The 18,419-nt window shown below is 61.9% G+C and carries 16 protein-coding genes; 8 read left to right on the top strand and 8 right to left on the bottom strand.

The genetic code is table 11. The annotated features are described in order from the left end of the window. Nucleotides 1–264 precede the first annotated feature (264 nt). Together MU551_RS05685 and MU551_RS05680 are read left to right on the top strand one after the other, a co-directional pair. A complete protein-coding gene (locus MU551_RS05685; protein ID WP_247041438.1) occupies nucleotides 265–717 on the top strand; it encodes a hypothetical protein in 453 nt (150 codons plus the stop codon). An 81-nt stretch (nucleotides 718–798) separates the two neighbouring features. Further along, nucleotides 799–2,118, top strand: a complete 1,320-nt coding sequence (locus MU551_RS05680; RefSeq protein WP_247041436.1) for a ParM/StbA family protein — start codon at nucleotides 799–801, stop codon at nucleotides 2,116–2,118. 387 nt (nucleotides 2,119–2,505) lie between these two features. On the opposite strand, the gene MU551_RS05675 is transcribed toward MU551_RS05680, so the two are convergent. Next, nucleotides 2,506–3,081 carry a TetR-like C-terminal domain-containing protein gene (locus MU551_RS05675; protein WP_247041434.1) on the bottom strand — a complete coding sequence of 192 codons (576 nt, stop codon included), beginning with the start codon at nucleotides 3,079–3,081 and terminating at the stop codon, nucleotides 2,506–2,508. Between the two features lie 81 nt (nucleotides 3,082–3,162). Here MU551_RS05675 and MU551_RS05670 point away from each other — a divergent pair, with 81 nt between their 5' ends. Continuing rightward, nucleotides 3,163–3,681 (top strand): DUF4188 domain-containing protein, encoded by a 519-nt coding sequence (locus tag MU551_RS05670; protein ID WP_247041432.1) that lies wholly within the window; start codon nucleotides 3,163–3,165, stop codon nucleotides 3,679–3,681. A gap of 258 nt (nucleotides 3,682–3,939) precedes the next feature. Here MU551_RS05670 and MU551_RS05660 read toward each other — a convergent pair whose 3' ends face one another. Next, nucleotides 3,940–4,308: a hypothetical protein gene (locus MU551_RS05660; protein WP_247041430.1), complete on the bottom strand. Its 369-nt coding sequence runs from the start codon at nucleotides 4,306–4,308 to the stop codon at nucleotides 3,940–3,942. Between the two features lie 559 nt (nucleotides 4,309–4,867). Between MU551_RS05660 and MU551_RS05655 the strand changes: the two genes are divergently transcribed. Both MU551_RS05655 and MU551_RS05650 read left to right on the top strand, forming a co-directional pair. Further along, complete coding sequence (locus MU551_RS05655; RefSeq protein WP_247041427.1) at nucleotides 4,868–5,536, top strand: alpha/beta fold hydrolase; 669 nt, start codon at nucleotides 4,868–4,870, stop codon at nucleotides 5,534–5,536. Between the two features lie 164 nt (nucleotides 5,537–5,700). Next, nucleotides 5,701–5,979, top strand: coding sequence for a putative quinol monooxygenase (locus MU551_RS05650; protein ID WP_247041425.1), 279 nt, complete (start codon nucleotides 5,701–5,703; stop codon nucleotides 5,977–5,979). Nucleotides 5,980–6,000: 21 nt separating this feature from the next. Here the strand turns inward: MU551_RS05650 and MU551_RS05645 are convergent, their stop codons facing one another. From MU551_RS05645 to MU551_RS05620, 6 genes are all read right to left on the bottom strand, one after another. Further along, nucleotides 6,001–7,758, bottom strand: a complete 1,758-nt coding sequence (locus MU551_RS05645; RefSeq protein WP_247041424.1) for a glycoside hydrolase family 35 protein — start codon at nucleotides 7,756–7,758, stop codon at nucleotides 6,001–6,003. Between the two features lie 20 nt (nucleotides 7,759–7,778). After that, a complete protein-coding gene (locus MU551_RS05640; RefSeq protein ID WP_247041423.1) occupies nucleotides 7,779–9,740 on the bottom strand; it encodes a DUF2264 domain-containing protein in 1,962 nt (653 codons plus the stop codon). Continuing rightward, nucleotides 9,737–10,999: an ROK family transcriptional regulator gene (locus tag MU551_RS05635; RefSeq protein WP_247041422.1), complete on the bottom strand. Its 1,263-nt coding sequence runs from the start codon at nucleotides 10,997–10,999 to the stop codon at nucleotides 9,737–9,739. Before MU551_RS05635 ends, MU551_RS05640 begins: the two co-directional genes overlap by 4 nt. Before the next feature lie 68 nt (nucleotides 11,000–11,067). Then, the gene (locus tag MU551_RS05630; protein ID WP_247041417.1) at nucleotides 11,068–11,922 is read right to left on the bottom strand and encodes a carbohydrate ABC transporter permease; all 855 of its coding nucleotides are present in this window, start codon (nucleotides 11,920–11,922) and stop codon (nucleotides 11,068–11,070) included. Beyond that, complete coding sequence (locus tag MU551_RS05625; RefSeq protein WP_247041416.1) at nucleotides 11,922–12,896, bottom strand: carbohydrate ABC transporter permease; 975 nt, start codon at nucleotides 12,894–12,896, stop codon at nucleotides 11,922–11,924. Before MU551_RS05625 ends, MU551_RS05630 begins: the two co-directional genes overlap by 1 nt. A gap of 11 nt (nucleotides 12,897–12,907) precedes the next feature. After that, on the bottom strand, nucleotides 12,908–14,215 hold the full coding sequence (locus MU551_RS05620) for an ABC transporter substrate-binding protein (RefSeq protein ID WP_247041415.1): 1,308 nt from the start codon (nucleotides 14,213–14,215) through the stop codon (nucleotides 12,908–12,910). Between the two features lie 208 nt (nucleotides 14,216–14,423). Here MU551_RS05620 and MU551_RS05615 point away from each other — a divergent pair, with 208 nt between their 5' ends. The 3 genes from MU551_RS05615 (at nucleotide 14,424) to MU551_RS05605 (ending at nucleotide 18,401) form a co-directional block, all read left to right on the top strand. After that, nucleotides 14,424–14,747, top strand: a complete 324-nt coding sequence (locus MU551_RS05615) for an Rv3202a family protein (RefSeq protein ID WP_247041413.1) — start codon at nucleotides 14,424–14,426, stop codon at nucleotides 14,745–14,747. A 44-nt stretch (nucleotides 14,748–14,791) separates the two neighbouring features. Next, nucleotides 14,792–16,948, top strand: coding sequence for an amylo-alpha-1,6-glucosidase (locus tag MU551_RS05610; protein ID WP_247041411.1), 2,157 nt, complete (start codon nucleotides 14,792–14,794; stop codon nucleotides 16,946–16,948). An 85-nt stretch (nucleotides 16,949–17,033) separates the two neighbouring features. Then, nucleotides 17,034–18,401: an aspartate aminotransferase family protein gene (locus MU551_RS05605; protein ID WP_247041409.1), complete on the top strand. Its 1,368-nt coding sequence runs from the start codon at nucleotides 17,034–17,036 to the stop codon at nucleotides 18,399–18,401. Nucleotides 18,402–18,419: the final 18 nt, after the last annotated feature.

Raw genomic sequence — 18,419 nt, 5'->3', positions numbered from 1 at the left:
GTTGCTCCACAAATTGCGGGCTAAGGTTGGGTTGTTCCTGACCATAACTGACCGGAGACGGGTCATATATGGGTTGAGAGCTACGCGAGCAAGGGGTTTAGCGTGAGCTCAACATGAACTCTTGTTAATCAGAGAAAGCGAGGGGGAGGCTCTATGGCCAATCTTCAGAGCAAGGTGGCAGCACCAAAAGCGAAGGCCGCTGCTGTGAAAACGGCAAAAACTTCTCCTGCAAGAAGTGTGAAACCGCAGCCGCAGCGTTTCCGCGTGAGCGTCCCCGCAGCCGATGAGGCTGTGTTGGAGTGGATGAATTTGCAGGACAACCCATCACTGTCTATTCGGATGCTGATCCGTGAGAGCATCGAGCGCCTTGGCTACGTCGATGTCGTCAACCGACCAGTTGCTCAGCTTCCCACGCGCGGGCGGCCTGTTGCTCCTGCAGAGGACTCAACAGAGACCAGGCGGAATGCAGAAGCGGCTGGGGCTCCGGCTGCGGTGGTTCAGCAGGTGGCCTTACCTGCGGCGTCCGTGGATCTGAGTCTAGGCCAGGAGACAAATACCGAACCCGAGATCCGGGGCGTCGCCCTGGAAGCCCCGGCATGGGTTCAGAAGTCTGTGCCAAAACAGGACGACGTCCACACTTCCTCCTCGAGCAGTCCTGAACCGGAGCAGCCTTCTGTCGGACAGGAAGTCAACGACATTTTCTCGATGCTCCGCTAACTCCCCAACAACTCCCAGCACTTTCTCTTGTATGACAACCCAGTAACCGCATCAAACACTTTCCACGAAGGGATCACATTCATGACCATTTCGATCAATCTCACCGGTGGCATCGACGTCGGCAACGGCTACGTTAAGGGCCTCATCCGCGGCGCCGATGCATCAGGGGCCACCAACGTGGACGAGATCGACCTGCCAAGCGGCGTGTCAACGATCACGCGCCCTAACGCTCTGCCGACCCCTGACGATGAAGCCGCAGTGAAGATGGAAGGAAACTTCTACAATGAGCTGGACGTCAGCTTCGTCTCCCCTCTGGTCAGCAACTATCACCGCAGACTCTTCGGCCTGCGTGCCCTGAGCGCCCAAGGTGCCTTTGATGAGTTTGACGTGGTGGGCCGTCGCAGCAAGGCCCAGCAGGAGCTGAGCAAGGTCCTGGTCATGGGTGCTTTCGCCGCCAAGGCTCTGCGTGACTACGTGCGTCAGCACGGTGGATTGCCGCCGGCTATCGAAACCATAAGTGTGCAGGCTCGGGTAGCACTTGCCCTGCCGATCAACGAGTACATCTCACACCGCACTAGCTACGCGGCTGAGTTCACGAGCGGCACGCATACCGTTACCGTGCATAACTTCGAGACCCCGGTCACCGTGAAGCTTGAATTCGTGGATGTACAGGTGATCCCCGAGGGTGCGTCGGCTCAGTATGCGATCACTGCCAAGGGTGAGCCGTTGATGGACGCCATGCTCGCCGATGTCCGCCGCAGAGGCCTGTCACTGGTGGGCATCACATCTGCTGACGTGCTCGCAGCCGAGCACACCGTAGGCATCGACGTCGGTGAGGGGACAGTCAATTTCCCTGTGTTCACCGCCGGAGAGTTCAACGCCGACGCCTCAACCACGCACAACCGGGGTTACGGTTCGGTTCTCAATGATGCGTTGAAAGCGATGGAAGACCAGGGCTTCTCCCATGGCTTCACTTCCCGCAAGCAGCTGGCCGAGTACTTGCAGGCCGGAGCGTCTCCGTTGAAGCGTAACTTCTACGACAAGGTTGCTCAGTTCGTCGATGAAGAGATGCGGTTCTTTGCCAAGGAAGTTGCCGAGCGGTTTGGCCGCGTTCTGGCCGTCGTTGGTGCGACCACCGAGGTCGCTTATGTCTTTGGCGGCGGGGCAGGTCCGGTGAAGCCACATCTGTATCCCGCACTTCTGGCCAAGGCCACAGAGATGAACTCGGTGGACTCGTTCCCGACTCTGTACCTGGATTCCTCCTACTCGCGGAACCTGAACCGCGAGGGTCTCTACATTGCAGCCGAGTCCGTGGAAAAACGAGCCGGCGCCGCACCGGCGGCCAATGGTAAGCGGAGCGCTCGTTCAAGCGAGAAGAAGCTCGCCGAGGCTACTGTCTAGGCATCGGGCGCAGGAACTGCTGAGAGTGCTCTGAATGCACTGGTTCCCCGGACGATTCCGGGGAACCAGTGCATTCTTTTTTGTTGGCGCCGTGTCAGCAGTTAAGCGCGGGTGGTGGCTCGGTCACCAATACCCTGCTCTGCAATGTAGTCGCAGACCACAATGCTGACTAGTGCGGCAATGAACAGGACTGCATTCAGCGCAAGCATGAATCCCAAGATGCCCCAGGAGGGCACCAGTGGATTTACGTCCCGATGTCGAGAGTGCCACTATCATCGCTTTCCCCCAAGATGCTGCGGCCAGTGATGCTCAACCACGTCGCGGCAGAATTTGCGCCGCGGGTAGCGCCCCCGCAGGTCTGGGCGGCCGATCGGGAAAGCAGTGGCGTCAGGCGGCCCAGCCGCGGGCGACGGCGTCGAGGGCCGCGCCGTATGCAGCAGCCCAGTCTGCGTCCGGCGGCCCCACCTGTGCCAGTTCCAGGCTCACCAGCCCATGGACCTGACCCCAGATGGCGACGGCGACCACCTCCGTGGGTGCCTCCAGCAGGTTGCCGGCGGCCTGGGCGGAAGCGACTGCGTCTAAGAGGGGTTCCATGGCGTCGGCGGCAACCTCCGGGCTTGGCTGGCAATCGACGTAGCCGGCCAGCGCACCACCAAACATCAGCCGGTATAGCGACGTGTGCTGCAGCGCCCAGTCCCGGTAGGCCACGCCGAGGCTCTGGAGTCCGCCCGGGGAAGCGGCCAGCTGTGAGTCTCGGAAGGACCGGAACCCGTCGTCCACGACCGCCGTCAGGAGCTGGGATTTCCCGCCAAAGAGGGAGTAGACGGCAGTAGTGGACGTTCGGGCGGCAGCTGCCACATCCCGCAGGGTCACGCGCGCCGGACCGTCCCGATCCACCAGGTCAGCGGTCACGACCAAAAGTTCCTGCCTCAGGGAATCGGTGTGCACTACAGGTCTTGCCATGAGCCTCATTGTTTCATAACCTTGTTTCGTAACGTTGTTATGAAACAAGGTTATAAAACTAGGAGCCCCAAGGAGTTTCCCATGGCACAGAAGGTATTTCCGGGCCGGTACACCGCTGACCCGGAGCGTGAATCCGTGACAGTCTTCCTGATCGGGATGCGTGCAAACCGCTGGTGGAAGGTAGGCGCCGTCGGCAAGGTGGCCGCCGCCATGCCCCGGATGCTCCAGCATCTGGCCGCGGACCCGTCGGCCGGAATGCTTGGATACGAGCAGTGGTTCGGCCGCACCACCATGGTGCTGAGCTACTGGGAGAGTCCGGAGCATCTGCGGAAATTTGCCGCGGACCGGGAATCGCCCCATCTGGCACCCTGGCGCCGGTTCATGAAGGAACTCTCCGGAACCGGCGACGTCGGCGTCTGGCACGAGACGTACCAGGTGCCTGCCGGCGGCATCGAGGTTGTCTACAACGGGATGCCTTTGTTTGGTCTCGCCAAGGCCACGGCACATGTCCCTGTTGGGGCCGGGACCAACACCGCAAAGCAGCGGATGGGCCGCACCGCGGGCAACGCCGCCGGAGGGGCTGGCCCGGAAAGGCACTGAGTCCAGAACTGGCTGTTGATCCCGGCAGGCTCCGGTTTCGCGAAAGGCGCACCATGCCTCGACGGGGCCCGGGTTCCCGAACGCCTGGCCGGGCGAGATGATCCATGCGGACATCAAGAAGCTCGGACACTTCCCCAAGGGCGGTAGACACCGCGTTCACGGCCGCGCACAGGGCGAAGCGAACTCCCGGGCCAGGAACCTCGCCGAGGGCCCGCCCAAGGACCGCGGCCAGGTGCTTGCGCCGCGGCATGCGGATGGTCAGGTGGCAGGAGCCAAGGCAACCATGATGGCGACCGCCACAAAACAGACGCCGCTCAGCACGAAAAACCCCCCGGCGATCCGGATGAAACGAAAAAGAAAGCGCGATCCGCTGTCAGGCCCAAGGGCCTTACTCAGCCGGGCATATTCCCAGGCGGAACCTCGAAAGTCGGTAGCCAGAATCATTCCCAAAGCTGATCCGGCGATACCAATGCTTCCAATTGGCAGCGCGGCGACTAAGCCGCGATCGGACCCTTCGCCTAGTGGCAGTGTGAATAACGCGGACGACAGCACTAATACGACGAAAAACACCAAGGCCGCGATCCGCAGCGGAGCAGGAAGCTTCAGGAGGCTATTTGTCGCTGTCATGTTGTGTGGATCCCCTGCAACATGGTGGCTTTGGACGGAAGTTAATTCGGAGCCTACATGCGTGACCGGCACTTGTCAGCGAACGCGCTTTCCCCGGCTAGGGTTGCGAGCATGGACATATTGATCGGGGCGGTATCGGTGCTTGGGGTGCCAGCTGGTTTGGCTGGGCTTTGGTACTGGTCCTCCCGAAGGAATAGGAGAAAAGGCATCAAGCGCCGTGTTAGTGGAGACCTCCTCGGAATCGCGGACGAAATCTTCCGGCCGCAAACTCATCATGCTCAGCAGATACAAAAGATCCAGCATGAGCTTCCAGCGCCGGCACCCTCCCCTGGAGACCCTCCGGACGCGAAGCCCTAAGAATCGTTTTTCTCCCGTCCCATTTCCGAGCAACTGAGACGACTATCGGACGGCCGGGCGGGGCGGACAGCTCTAGGGCCGTTTCACGGCGGAAGCAACGGAACCCCTACGGACGTCGTTCAACGGGACCAGCCGAGCTGAGCCGCGGGGGCTGTTGGCTAGGGTGGAGCTGTTCGTATTTTTTCGGAACTGGGGTGGGATCTTGGCGGTATTCGTACTGATTCACGGCGGCGGATCCTCCGCATGGGACTGGCATCTGGTCAAACCCCTGCTCGAGGCATCGGGGCATGACGTCATCGCGGTCGACTTGCCAATCGAAGACGTCAACGCAGGGCTTGAGGACTACACCCACACAGTAACTGCAGCCGTGGGCGACGCCCAGCACACCATCGTCGTCGGCCACTCGCTGGGAGGCTTTACCGCGCCCTTGGTCTGCGACGAGCTCCAGTCGGACGGACTCGTCTATCTGGCAGGCATGATTCCAACAACCGGCGAGACATTCGGCGACTGGTGGACCAACACGGGTCATGATCGCGAGACCATAGATCCGGACCCTCAGGCGACCTTTTTCAACGGAGTCCCCGAGGCCTTAGTACACCAGGCCCTTGATAAGGAACGTGACCAGCAAGGCGCATGGATGGCACGGCCCTGGCCTGGTCAACGGCATCCGAATGTCCCCACCAAGGCAATACTGTGCCGTGACGACCGGTTCTTTCCAGCGTCATTCATGAGACGCCAAGTACAGCAACGACTTGGAATCGAACCGCTGGAAATTCCAGGAGGTCATTACGTCGCCTTGAGCAATCCAGACGCCGTAGCTGCGGCGCTCAACGACTTTGCCCAAAGGATTGCTCAGACGAAGGGCAAATGATTTGAGGATCTTCCGCTGGGGAGGAGTTGATGCTGCTGCGCCCCCTTGTTCGTCGGGGACAGGCCCCGTTTTGCCGCCGGCCAGATGTGGCGCTTGGGACGCCAGTTAGCCGGTCCCCACCCTACGATGCAGGGTGCTGAATCGAGCAGTGTGAGGATGAAGCTATGAACAACGTCTTTCTCACAGGGCAACTCATCTGCAGGGATAAAGAAGAGGTTGCGATCGTGGTGCAGCACCTTCCTCTTCACATAGAGCTGACGCTTGCTGAAGAAGGTTGCGTCTCCTTTGAGGTGCGACCTACCCGGAGGCCAGGGGAGTGGCAGGTCGAGGAGAAGTTCCGCGACGCCGATGCTTTTCGCGCCCATCAGAAGCGGGTCACAGAGAGCGAGTGGGGTCGGGTGACTGCTGGCATGAAGCGGAGTTACACAGTCGAAGGCATGTAGCAGCTGAGCTAAGTGGTGTGCCTATTTTTCGTCCGGGCCCAGGTCCGGTGCGGCAACGAACTGCACCTTCCCCGTGGCGCTTCCGTGCAGTTCGAGGATGGCCAGCTCGTTGCGGCCGGCGTGGATCAGCGGTGCCGGGATGTACAGCGTCCGTTGTGGCCCCCGGCTCCAGTAACGGCCAAGGTTGAAGCCATTGACGAACGCATTTCCCTTCGTCCAGCCGTCCAGCCGGAGGTACCGGTCTTCCGGGCCGTCAGCGTCAAAGTCCGCAAACGAGACGGAGGGACCTGCCACGCCGACGTCCCCCAAGCCGTCCAAAGACACAGCCGCCGCGCGCAGGGATCCAACCTGGGTGAGATCCAAAGGCCGGATGTCCCACTTCAGCAGCTCCGCGCCGTCGAGCGTTACCGGCGCGATCAGGCCTTTGACCTCACCGATCCGCTTGCCGTAATTGACCCGCCCCTGGTCCTCCACGAGCACCTGGAGCAGACCCCCCGAAGGCAGACTGATGGCGCGCTCGCCGTGGTCCCGGTTGAGCACACCAACGGAATGGCCATCCAGGAACACCTGCGCACGGTCACGTACCTCGGCCATGGCAAAAATGCCACCATGAGCCAAGGTGGTGCTGTACACCGAGAACCCACGGTAATGTTCGGCGTCTTCGGTGGTCGGAGCCGGGCCATCAAAAGAAAGAGGCGAACCGAGCAGCTCGAGGACATCCAGCAGGGGCACCGATGCCGTCACTGAAACGGAGCCGGAAGCGGCTTCGGGGCGGACGGCCGGAACCTCCTCCGGCACCGGGAAGTGTTTGGCGATGACATCCCGGAACGCGAAGTACTTCGCGGTGGGAAAGCCGTCCTCGCTCAGCGGGGCGTCATAGTCGTACGACGTGATGGTGGGCTCGTAGATGCCCTTGTCGTTGGAGCCGTTGGTGAAGCCGAAGTTGGTCCCGCCATGGAACATGTAGATGTTGACGGATGCCCCGGAAGCCAGCAGCGTGTCCAGTTCGGATGCGGCGGAAAGGGCGTCGGTCCGGTGGTGGTGGGTGCCCCAATTGTCGAACCAGCCGTTCCAGAACTCCGCGCACATGAGCGGCCCGGTGGGCTGGTGGTTCCGCAGCGTTGCCAGCCGCTCAGCCGCGCGGGAGCCGAATGTAGCCGTCTTCAGGAGCTCCGGAAGCGATCCGTCCTCGATCATGGTCCCTGCGGGCTGATCGCAACTGAACAGCGGAACGTCCAGGCCCCCGCCCTTCACCAGATCTACCAGATGCTGGAGATAGGCCTTGTCGTTGCCATAAGCGCCGTACTCATTTTCGATCTGCAGCATGATTACGGGGCCGCCGCGGGAAATCTGCCGGTCGACGACGGCAGGCAGCAAGGCCCTGAAGAAGGCGTCGACGGCGGCAAGATAGCCGGGCTCGCTGGTCCGGATTCCCACCGTGGGGTCGCGGAAAAGCCAGGCCGGCAGCCCGCCGTTGTCCCACTCGGCGCAAATGAACGGGCCGGGCCGGACGATGGCCTTCATGCCTTCGGCCGCCACCAGGTCCAGGAAACGGCCAAGATCCAGCTGCCCGTCGGTCAGGAACTCGCCGGGCCGCGGAGAATGCTCGTTCCAGGGAACGTAGGTCTCCACGGTGTTCAGGCCCATGAGCCGCGCTTTATGGATGCGGTCTGCCCACAGATCCGGGTGGACCCGGAAGTAGTGGATGGCGCCGGAGAGCACCCGGAACGGTTCGCCGTCCAGCAGGAAGTCCTGCGCGCCAACAGCAAAAGTAGACATGTTCATTCCTTTTAGAAGTTTCAGGGTGCCAGGAGATCGGCAAATTCGTGGAGCGGGACTACGGTGCCGTCAGCGAACTCAAGACGGGCGGACTCAAGGTGCGCACCGCCGTCGTCCGCCTTGTTTTTCGAAACGTCAGGAACGCACCGAACGGCATCTGCCGCCTTCAGTGTTCCGCAGCCGCCGAAGGCGACCACGGCCGCATAGAGACCGTCCGCGGCTAGACCAATTGTTCGCAGATAGGGAATCCGGAGCCCCTCGCCCATAGGTTGCGGTGTATCCCGCACGAAGGTCCCGGTTTCGAGCTCCGCGCCCATCGGAGCCGGGAAGCCTGGCAGGGGACGGACAACACTGGTCAGGTCCGACGACGGCGCCAGCGGCCAGCCGCCCAACATCAGCTTCGCGGGGGAAGAGGCAGCGGTACCGCGCAACCGCACGATCCTCACCTCCGCTGCCCCGCAGGCGATTGACACTGCAGTCACCTCGGGACCGGCCGTGACCTCTCCGCGGAAGCCGCTGCCGTGGTCCCTTCCGGGATCCGGCGGCGTGGTGATCCAGTTGGCCGTCCAGCGGGACGCCCCGACGAGGGCCGTCCCGTACTGATGCGTGCCCAAAGCCTCAAACCCCGTGCGGTGTGTGAGCCGACCGGTCGCATCCGCGAGGATGACGCCGTTGTCCGGCGATTCGGGGGAGAGGTCAGGGAAGCTGTGCGTGGAGTAAGCCAGGCGGGCGTAGAGGGGGGAGTCGGTGGTGGCATCCCCCTGCTCGGCGTGGTCGGTGCCGTGGTTGGCGACCCGGACCACCCCGTCCGCCACCGTTCCGCTGACGTTCCAGCCCGGTGCCGCGATGATCCGGCGCGTGTTTCCGGCCTCCACTGGGAGGGGTTCCTCGACTGCCGTCCACACCCGGTGATCCACCGGGAGGGCGAGGCCCATCATTCCCTTCGAAGCCCAGTAGGGTGAGCCTGCCCCGGAATAGCTCTGCTTCATGCCAGGGTATTCACCGTGCCAGCCAACGGACAGCAGGCCGTTGGAATCGATCCCGCCGTTGCGGACAAAGTAGTCCAGCATTCCGGAGGCTGCACGCCGGCTCAGCCCCGGAGCGAGCCTGGTGTTTCCGGCCAGCTCTCCTGCCCAAAAGGGTGCTGCCGCGGCGAAGCGGTAAATCAGGCTTCGCCCCTGGATAAGCGGGGCACCGTTGGCGCCAACCAGGTGCGCGGCATCGTCCAGGAAATCGGCAAGGCGCTCAGCATCCATGGCCTTGCGGGCAACCACCCGCGGATCATCCGGTGCCATCAGCCCCCACACCTGCGGGTAGACCTGGAACGCCCAGCCCACGTAGTGGTCGTAGGCGCGTTCCGGGCCGTCCGCGAACCAGCCCCCGCCCCTGTACAGGGAGTCATGGATGGCGAGGCCGGCGTCGATGTCCTCCTCAGAGAAACGGCCGCCGACAGTGGAAAGGAAGGTCTCCACCACAATCTGGAACCAGACCCAGTTGATGGGCGGGTACTCTCCGCCGATGACGGTTTCGAACCAGGCGATGACCTGTTCCTGGACCCGCTGCGGAAGTTTGTCCCAAAGATGTTCCCGGGTGAGGGCAAGTCCCACGGCCAGGGAAGCTGCCTCTACTTTGGCCTGCCCCAGCTCGTCAGGCCTTGGCCAGCGTTCAGGTGAAGCGGGGTCAGTACCGGCGTCGAACCCGCCGGCATACCAGTCGGCCAGCCATGCCGTGCCCTCGGGATCCCCGGCGATACGGAAAGAAGCCAGGAGGAAAGTACGGGCGAACGCTTCCAGCGAATCGCTGGAACGTCCAAAGGCGCTCGCCGGCCCGGGCAGGTAGATGTTCGCATGGCTGTCCGAGGCATGCTGATGGACCGATCGCAGGAGGAAATCCGCGTAGCCTGCCCAGTGTTGACGGGTGAGGCCTGTGTACGGGGAAAGCTCATAGTCAAGCTCGGGCAGGTTCAGGGAAGCGCGATTCATGCGCCAGCAACCTCCGGCGATCGTTTGCGGGATGCCATCAGTCTGTTGGTGGGCCCGCGGCTGGGCAACCCCACCTGCTCCAGGAATCCCTCGAGGGCAAAGGTGGCCATGCCCAGGGTGACTGAGTTTCCAGGCACGGTGGACAGCTCCACGCGGACGGCGGCCCCTGCGCTCGGGAGCACTTCGTTCGGCAGGTGTTCTTGGGTGACCCGGAGCAGCTCGGGACCGAGGACTTTGGCGGTCCATCCCAGGACACTCACGTGATCCGGATTGATGAAGTTGATCAGGTTCCCCAAGGCGGCGGCGAAGTAACGGCCCGTCACCTCCAGCAGTTCGATGCAGTCGGGATCACCCTCGGCCAGGCCCTTGGCGACGTCGGACACAAACTCGCGCTGGCGGTCTCCAGTCAGCAGGTCATGGGAAGCATTGACCTCAGCCATGGTCATCTGGAGCCCGGGCACACCGAGGTAGGCCTCCACACAGCCTTGGCGGCCGCAGCGGCACAACCGCCCGCCAAAGATCAGGGTGGTGTGGCCCCATTCGCCGGCCGTGTTGCTTGTTCCCCGGACCAAATCACCGCCGACGGCGAGACCCGCCCCTACGCCCGTACCCAGGTTCACGGTAGCCACGTTGTCCACCAGGCGTCCCGCACCAAACCACAATTCGGCGATGGCGATAGCGCGTAGGGGATTGTCGACGTCGACCGGCAGTCCGATCGCTTCCGAGAGAAGCGACTGGATCCGGACCTCATGCCAGTCCCAGTTGGGGGCAAACACGGAGACTCCGCGCTGAGGATCAACCTGGCCCGGGAGGCTGACGCCCACCCGCAGAATTCCCTCCCGTGGAATGCCTGCCGCTGCCGCCGCTTGGTCAATGAGACCTGAGACCCGCCGGGCCAGCGACGCCGGGTCGTTCTCGTCAATGGGCAGGTCACTTTCGGCCTGGCCTATGACGTCGAGGGCAAGGTCGTAAATATCCACATGGATGTACGTCTCCGCGATGTCCACCCCCACGAGGGCGCCGCGGTCCGGGGAAATCCTGAGCCTTGTTACAGGCCGCCCACCACCGGAATCCTCCCGGCCCGCCTCCACCAGAACGCCGACGTCGACCAGCTCGCCGACGATGTTGGCGATGGTGGCGAAGCTCAATCCCGTGGTGGCAGCCAGTTCCTGGCGGGTGGCGGTGTGTAGGGAATACAGCCCGCGCAGCAAGGCGAAGCGGCTCTCATTCCGGATGTCCTTGGACGTTCTCTTTTTCATGTCCTGTTTCTGCGTTCGGATGAGGTCAGAGCCTCCCGCGGGCGGGATTCCGGAGGTGCTGTCCATGACTACTTAACGCCTGCACTGCCCGTTGAAATATTCATTTCATACATATACTTCTGACCAAAGTAGTAAATGATGATCATCGGCAGCGACAGGAACACGGTTCCCACCATCACCAGATTCCACGGCGGGGTCTGTAACTCCTGGCTGGTGCTGGTCAATAGCTGTACGCCGAGAGCCAACGGCATCTTGGTGTCCTCGTTGAGGTAGATCAGCGGACCCATGAAATCGCCCCAGGTCCAGGTCAGGGTGAAGATGGCGATGGCGATCAGCACCGGCATCATCATCGGCAGGACGATCCGGCGGAAAATGCCGAAGTATCCCAAGCCATCCACCATCGCGGCCTCGTCCATTTCCACGGGCAGCCGGGAAACGAACTGCCGGATGAGGAAGATGTTGTAGGCGTTGCCGAAGAAGTTGGGGATGATCAGCGGCAGGAACGTGTTGATCCAGCCGAGCTCCTTGAACAGGATGAACTGCGGAATCATGGTGATCTGGGCGGGGATCATCATGGTGGCAAGCATGATCATAAAGGTGATGTTCTTGCCCTTCGCCCGGAGCCGCGCAAACGCGTAGCCCACCAGCGCGGAAGAAAACACCTGACCGACGGCGGACAACACCGAGATGATGACCGAGTTCACCACAAAGTTCCCCACCGGCTGCTGCGTCTGGAAAATCCGCACGAAGTTCTCCCAGCGGAACTCGGTGGGGAACAGCGAGAACGCACCGGTTCCTACCGTCTGGTCGCTGCTGAGGGCGATCGAAACCACAAAGACCAGGGGAGCGAAGAACACTGCAGAAGCAACCATCAGCCCCGCATACGTAAAGGCGGTGCTCTGGTACACCTTGAGCTCAGCCATCAGTTCTTGACCTCCGTCTCGTAGAAAACCCATTTGCGCGATGTCGAAAAGGCGAGAATCGTCAGGGCCATGACCATCAGGAACAGCAGCCACGAGATGGCTGACGCGTACCCCATGTGGTAGTTCCGGAATGCCTCAGTGAAGAGCAGCGGCACCAGCATCTGGCTCGCGTTGTCCGGCCCGCCCTGCGTCAGTATGTACACCTGGGCGAATACCTGGAATGCGCCGATGATTCCCATGATCAGGTTGAAGAAGATGATGGGGGTCAGCTGCGGGAACGTGATGCTCCAGAACTGCCTGAGCGATGAAGCGCCGTCGATTTCCGCAGCCTCGTAAAACTCCTGGGGGATGCCCTTCATCCCTGCGAGCAGCAGTACGGTTGCGCCGCCGGCCTGCCAAAGGGACAGCAGGATGATGGCCGGCTTGACCCATTCCGAGTCGAAGAGCCACGCCGGGCCGTCCACCCCGAACATCGCGAGGACCCGGTTGAGGGGCCCTGCGTCCGGCGCCAGGATCATCTGAAAGATCAGGGCTACGGCAACAATCGGAACCAGGTGAGGCAAGTAAACCAAAGTGCGGAAGATCTTCCGCGCCTTCATCTTCTTGTTCAGCAGCGCGGCGAGCCACAGGGCGATGCCCATGCCGAGCGGCACCGAGAAGAAGGCGAAGTACAGGGTGTTCCAGAGCGCCTTGTGGAAGACGGTGTCCTCGGTGATGAGCTTCACGTAGTTCCCGAAACCTACCCAGGTGGGGTCAGTGAAGGAGTCCCAGTCGGTGAAGGACAGGTAGACCGACGCCAGCATGGGGCCAAGGAGGAAAACCACAAAACCGAAGATCCATGGCGATATGAAAAGCCAGAAGAACCGCGCTTCCTTGCGCCTCATTTTGCTGGGACGGGGCTTGGCTGGTATTCCGGTGACTGCCGGCTCCGGTGCGCGGGCCGGAGCCGGATTCTCTTGCTGCAGCGTGGTCATGGCGGTCCGGGTTAGGCCTGGGTCTTGACGATTGAACCGAGGCGCTTCTGGAGATCCGCGGCAGTGGCAGCGGCATCGGTCTTGCCGAGCCAGAAGTCTGCAGTGGCGTCGGTGATGGCCTTCTGCATTTCGTTCCATTCAGGGATGAACGGCGGCTTGAAGATCGACGGCGTCGACTCCGGGAACACTTCCATATTCACGTCAGCCTTCAGCCAGGAAGGCTTGAGGAATTCCGGGCTGTTCTGCAGGTCCTGGCGGGCGGGAACGTCCTGGCCCAGATCCAGGATTGGCTTCTGGCCTTCAGCGGAGGTCATGAACTCAATGATCTTGAAGGCATCAGCAGGGTTCTTGCTGCTGCGGGAGATCGCCAGGCCGGACCCGAAGGCCGAAATGGCTTTCTCTTTGCCATGCCAGATCTGCGCAACGTCCCAGGTGATTTTGTCCTGCTTTGCGAGGCTGCCGATGTTCCAGAAGCCTGTGCTGTTCATCATCACCTTGCCGGATGCGAACGCGGCATCCCCGCCTACTCCGGCACCCATGTTGGCGTAGTCAACCTTGGACGGGACCACCTTGTGCTTGTAGATCAGGTCCTGGCAGAACTGCAGGGCTTCAATGACCTCCGGCGTGTCCACTGTGGGGCGTCCGCTGTCCGGGTCAATGATCTTGCCGCCGTTCTGGTAGGCAAAGGACATCCAGATGGGCCACCATTCGGTTCCGCCGTAGCCGTAGACGCCGTCGCCCGTCAGCTCCTTGGCTGCGGACAGGAGATCATCCCAGGTCCAGTCGCCGGTCGGAATGGCCAGGCCCTTCTTTTCGAACTCACCCTTGTTGTAGTAGAGGATCATTGCGCCGGCGCGGTCCGGGACAGCGTAGGTCTTGTCCTTGTACTTCCAGTTTTCGGCCACTGCACCGAAGGCCGCGGTCATGTCCAGCTTGGAGGAGGAGATGTATTCATCAAGGGCCAGGAGCTGGTTCTTGGAGCTGTAGGCATTCGCGTCCTCGGCCACCTGCATGATGTCCGGGCCCGTGCCGCCGGAGATCATGGTCTGGACTTTCTGGGCGTAGTCCTTGTTGGGGATGATCTGAAGCGTGATCTTGTAGTCCGGGAACTTCGCCTTCGCCAGGTCCAGGCGGGTCTGGTAGGCAGCCTTGTCCGGGTCTCCGCCCCACACAGTCATCACGAAGTTCTTGGCCCCGCCGCCCGAGGCCGTATTGGAACCGCTTGAGCCGCAGGCCGTAAGGGTGATGACACCCAGGGTGGTGGCGCCAAGGCCGGCCAGCACATTGCGGCGGGACACGTTGGTTTCAAGAAGCTTCATTGCTTTCCCTTCGTAAAGTCCAAAGCTCTGCAGATGTTTTTCGCGGAGCAACGGGGCTTACGCTATGGCTTATTCTAACCCTTGTCAATAGTCAGCCGCCCTTGTTTAGGAGCACGGATTGGCTGCCGGGTGTAGTTTTTTAATAGGTCCTCGTGACCCCAAGGGAGGGCCGCTCCGAGTGGATAACGCTCTCGAGAAGGGACCAATCATGGACAGCGAAAACACCCGCGCAACGTCAGCACATGATGTGCCGGAGGCGGATCTCGTCGAGCAGCAGCAGCCGGCTTTGCCGGACGATTCCCAGGAAGCGGCGGAAAAGAGTCCGTCGGCGCAGATTCCGTCCGAGGCTCCCGAAGCCGACTATCTGGAGCAGCATGTTTCAGCTGTACCTGGCCGTGAGGGGAGAACGCCGGAGCCGGCGTTTGAGGCGGCCGCTGGGGCCTCGGAAGCAGACCTGGCTGAGCAGGCCCTCAGCGTTCCCATTGACGAGGAGGAGTATCCCTTTGGTGCTTCAGGCGAGGATGTGGAGTGAGTTGCCGGGGCGCCTGGCCCCGCTGATCTCGTGGAGTGTCCGGGATGGCTGGATTGGATGCTGATACGCGCGCCGGGGCCGTCGTACCCGGGACGGTCACCTTGGTGGAGGGGTCGTCATTCTGCATCTCGTCGGCAAACGGGGACATTCATCCGGAATACCCGCACGGGGTTTTCCATGAAGACACGCGCATCCTGTCCCGCTGGAACCTGACTGTCAACGGGCTGCCCCTGGAGCCGCTGACAGCGGAGATGAAAGAACCGTACCGTGCCCTGTTTGCCTGCCGTGTGCCCCGGCGGGACGGGTATGCGGACAGCCCACTGATCGTGGAGCGTGAGCGTGAAGTGGCTGCCGGAATCCTGGAGAAAATCACGGTCTGGAACCACTCTTTGCAATCCGCCGAATGCACACTTGCCCTGAGCGTTGAATCGGATTTCGCTGACCTCTTCGAGGTGAAGGAGGCGCACGTCCGGCGTCGGTGGGAAGAGTCCCGCCAGACCGACGGCGAGTCCCTGACTATCCGGGCCACGTGGCAGGACGTCAGGAAGGAGGTTGTGGTCAAAGCCAGTGGTGCCAGGATCTCATCGGATGCCCTGACGTATCGCATAAGTATCCCGCCGCACGGGCACTGGAATACCGCGCTGACCGTCGTGCCCGCCGTCGACGGAAAAAATCCGCCGGCACACATAGTCCGTCCGGCCTCAGGCCAGGTGTCCCCGCGGGACCAGCGGCGACAGGAGTGGGTGGCCAAGATCCCCGTGCTGCATATGAGCAACCAGTCCATCGAGAGGACTCTGCGCCGCAGCTACGACGACCTCGGCTCACTCCGCATTGAGGACCCGGACCATCCCGAGCGGATTGTGGTCGCCGCAGGTGCCCCTTGGTTCATGACGCTGTTCGGACGGGACTCGCTCTGGGCTTCCAGCATGGCGATAGCAGTGGACCCGTCCCTTGCTCTCGGTACCTTGCAGACACTGGCCGACCGCCAAGGCAGCGTGGTGGACAAAATGAGCGAGGAGGAGCCGGGCAAAATCCTTCACGAGGTCAGGCTTGACCTTTCCAGTGCGTTGGCGCTGGGCGGAAAGTCGGCTTACTACGGAAGCGTTGACGCCACACCCCTGTTCGTATGCGTCCTCGGCGAAGTAAGCCGCTGGGGATTTGCACCGGATCTCATCGCCGCTCTGCTGCCTCACGCCGATCGGGCCCTGGACTGGATCCGGGACTACGGCGACAAAGACGGTGACGGCTTTGTCGAGTATGCGCGTCTCAATGACCGTGGGCTCATCAACCAGGGCTGGAAGGACTCCTGGGACGGCATCAACTTCGCCGATGGCACTATTGCCGAACCTCCGATCGCACTGTGCGAGGTCCAGGCCCACGTTTACACCGCGTACATGATCCGCTCCAAGCTGGCGGCCGACGCCGGCGACGTTGCCTTGGCAGCCGAGTACCGGGAGCTCGGGGAGAAGCTGAAGAAGCAGTTCAATGAACAGTTCTGGCTGCCTGACCGTGGGTATTACGCCATCGCCCTGGACGGAAAGAAGCGGCCCGTCGATGCCTGCGCTTCCAACATGGGGCAGTGCCTGGTGTTCGGCATCATCGACGACGACAAGGCTCCGCTGGTAGCCGAACGCCTGATGTCCCGCGAAATGTTCAGTGGCTGGGGAGTGCGGACACTCGCCACCGACATGGGCGCCTACAATCCCGCCAGCTACCACAACGGATCGGTCTGGCCCCACGACAACGCCATCATCGTGGGTGGCCTTATGCGCTGCGGTTTTGTGGATCAGGCGCAACGGATCTCCACCGCCCTGTTGGAGGCGGCCGAATACTCCCGCGGCCGGCTCCCGGAGCTCTTCTGCGGCTTTGACCGGAACCAGTTCGCCAGGCCGGTTCCCTATCCGACGGCGTGCTCCCCGCAGGCCTGGGCAGCGACGACGCCGCTCATGCTCATCAAAAGCCTGATGGGCTACCACCCCGACGTCGGACTCGGCCGCCTGTGGATGGACCCCGCCCTCCCGGAATCCTATGGGGACCTGCACATCACTAACGCGCCCATGGCCGGTGGCCGTATCACTATCGACATTGCCAATTCCGTACCGTCCGTACAGGGCCTGCCCGATGGAATGGTGTTCCATCATGGAGCCAGGCCCTGGATGACTGACATCGCTGAAAAGGCCCGGCTGCGCGGAAAGGACTAGCGGTGCGGGCGGCTTGTTAAGGGTGTTTACTTCTTTAGGGATGGCAAGCCAAACACCTTTCCGTACCGTCCTTGAGGAGACAACCATGACTGCAACCACCGAACAGCAGATACCTGAGGAAGACCTTGCAGCCGGACGGCGCGCCTACGAGCTTGACCGAAGGCACGTTTTTCACTCGTGGTCAGCCCAGGAGACGCTCACTCCCATGACGATCACGCGAGCCGCGGGTTCCTACGTCTGGGATGGGGACGGCAACAGGCTTCTCGACTTCTCTTCACAACTGGTCAACACCAACATCGGCCATCAGCATCCGAAAGTGGTTGCCGCTATCCAGGAGCAGGCAGGCAAGCTCTGCACCGTTGCCCCCCAGTTCGTGAATGAGGCCCGTTCGGAAGCAGCACGGCTGATCGCTGAGCTGACCCCGGGGGAGCTCAACAAGATTTTCTTCACGAACGGCGGGGCTGACGCCGTCGAACATGCCATCCGCATGGCGAGGTTGCACACGGGTAAGTACAAGGTCCTCTCGGCTTACCGTTCCTATCACGGCGGAACGGCCTTGGCCGTCAACGTGACCGGCGACCCCCGCCGCATTCCCAACGACTACGGCAATGCAGGGACGGTCCACTTCCATGCGCCATTCCTCTACCGCACTCAGTTCCATTCCTCGACGCCGGAGGAAGAAACGCAGCGGGCCCTGGAGCATCTGGAGACCATGATCCAGCTTGAAGGACCGTCTACTATCGCGGCGGTCATTCTTGAATCGATTCCCGGAACGGCAGGGATCATGGTGCCGCCGCCGGGCTACCTGCAGGGCGTCCGGGAACTTGCCACCAAATACGGCATCATCTACATCGCAGACGAGGTGATGTGCGGTTTCGGACGTTCAGGGAAATGGTTCGCTATTGACCACTTTGAGGTGGTTCCGGACCTTTTGACGTTCGCCAAGGGTGTGAACTCGGGCTACGTCCCGCTGGGCGGAGTGGCTATTTCGCCGGAGATCGCGGCTACCTTTGGGCAGCGGGCGTACCCAGGCGGGCTGACATATTCGGGCCATCCACTGGCTACGGCGGCGGCGGTGGCGACGATCAACGCCATGAGGGATGAAGGCATCGTCGAAAATGCGGCGCAACTTGGGTCCGACGTCCTCGGCCCGGGACTGGCCACACTTCAGGAAAAACACCAGTCAGTAGGCGACGTGCGTGGTACCGGAGTTTTCTGGGCCATTGAGCTTGTCAAGGACCGTCAGACGCGCGAGCCACTGGCGCCCTACGGCGCTTCAAGCCCGGAAATGAACGAGCTGATTGCAGCCTGCAGGACGCGCGGACTGCTCCCGTTCGCCAACTTCAACCGCATCCACGTTGTACCGCCCCTGAACATTTCGGTGGAGGATGCGAACCGCGGGCTCTCCATCCTGGATGAGGTCCTTGAAATCGCGGACGCAAGAGTGTCCTGATCCTGTCTCGGGCGGGAA

Source organism: Arthrobacter rhizosphaerae, assembly GCF_023062595.1.
Lineage (GTDB): Bacteria > Actinomycetota > Actinomycetes > Actinomycetales > Micrococcaceae > Arthrobacter > Arthrobacter rhizosphaerae.
This window is presented reverse-complemented; position numbering and strand designations above follow the sequence as displayed.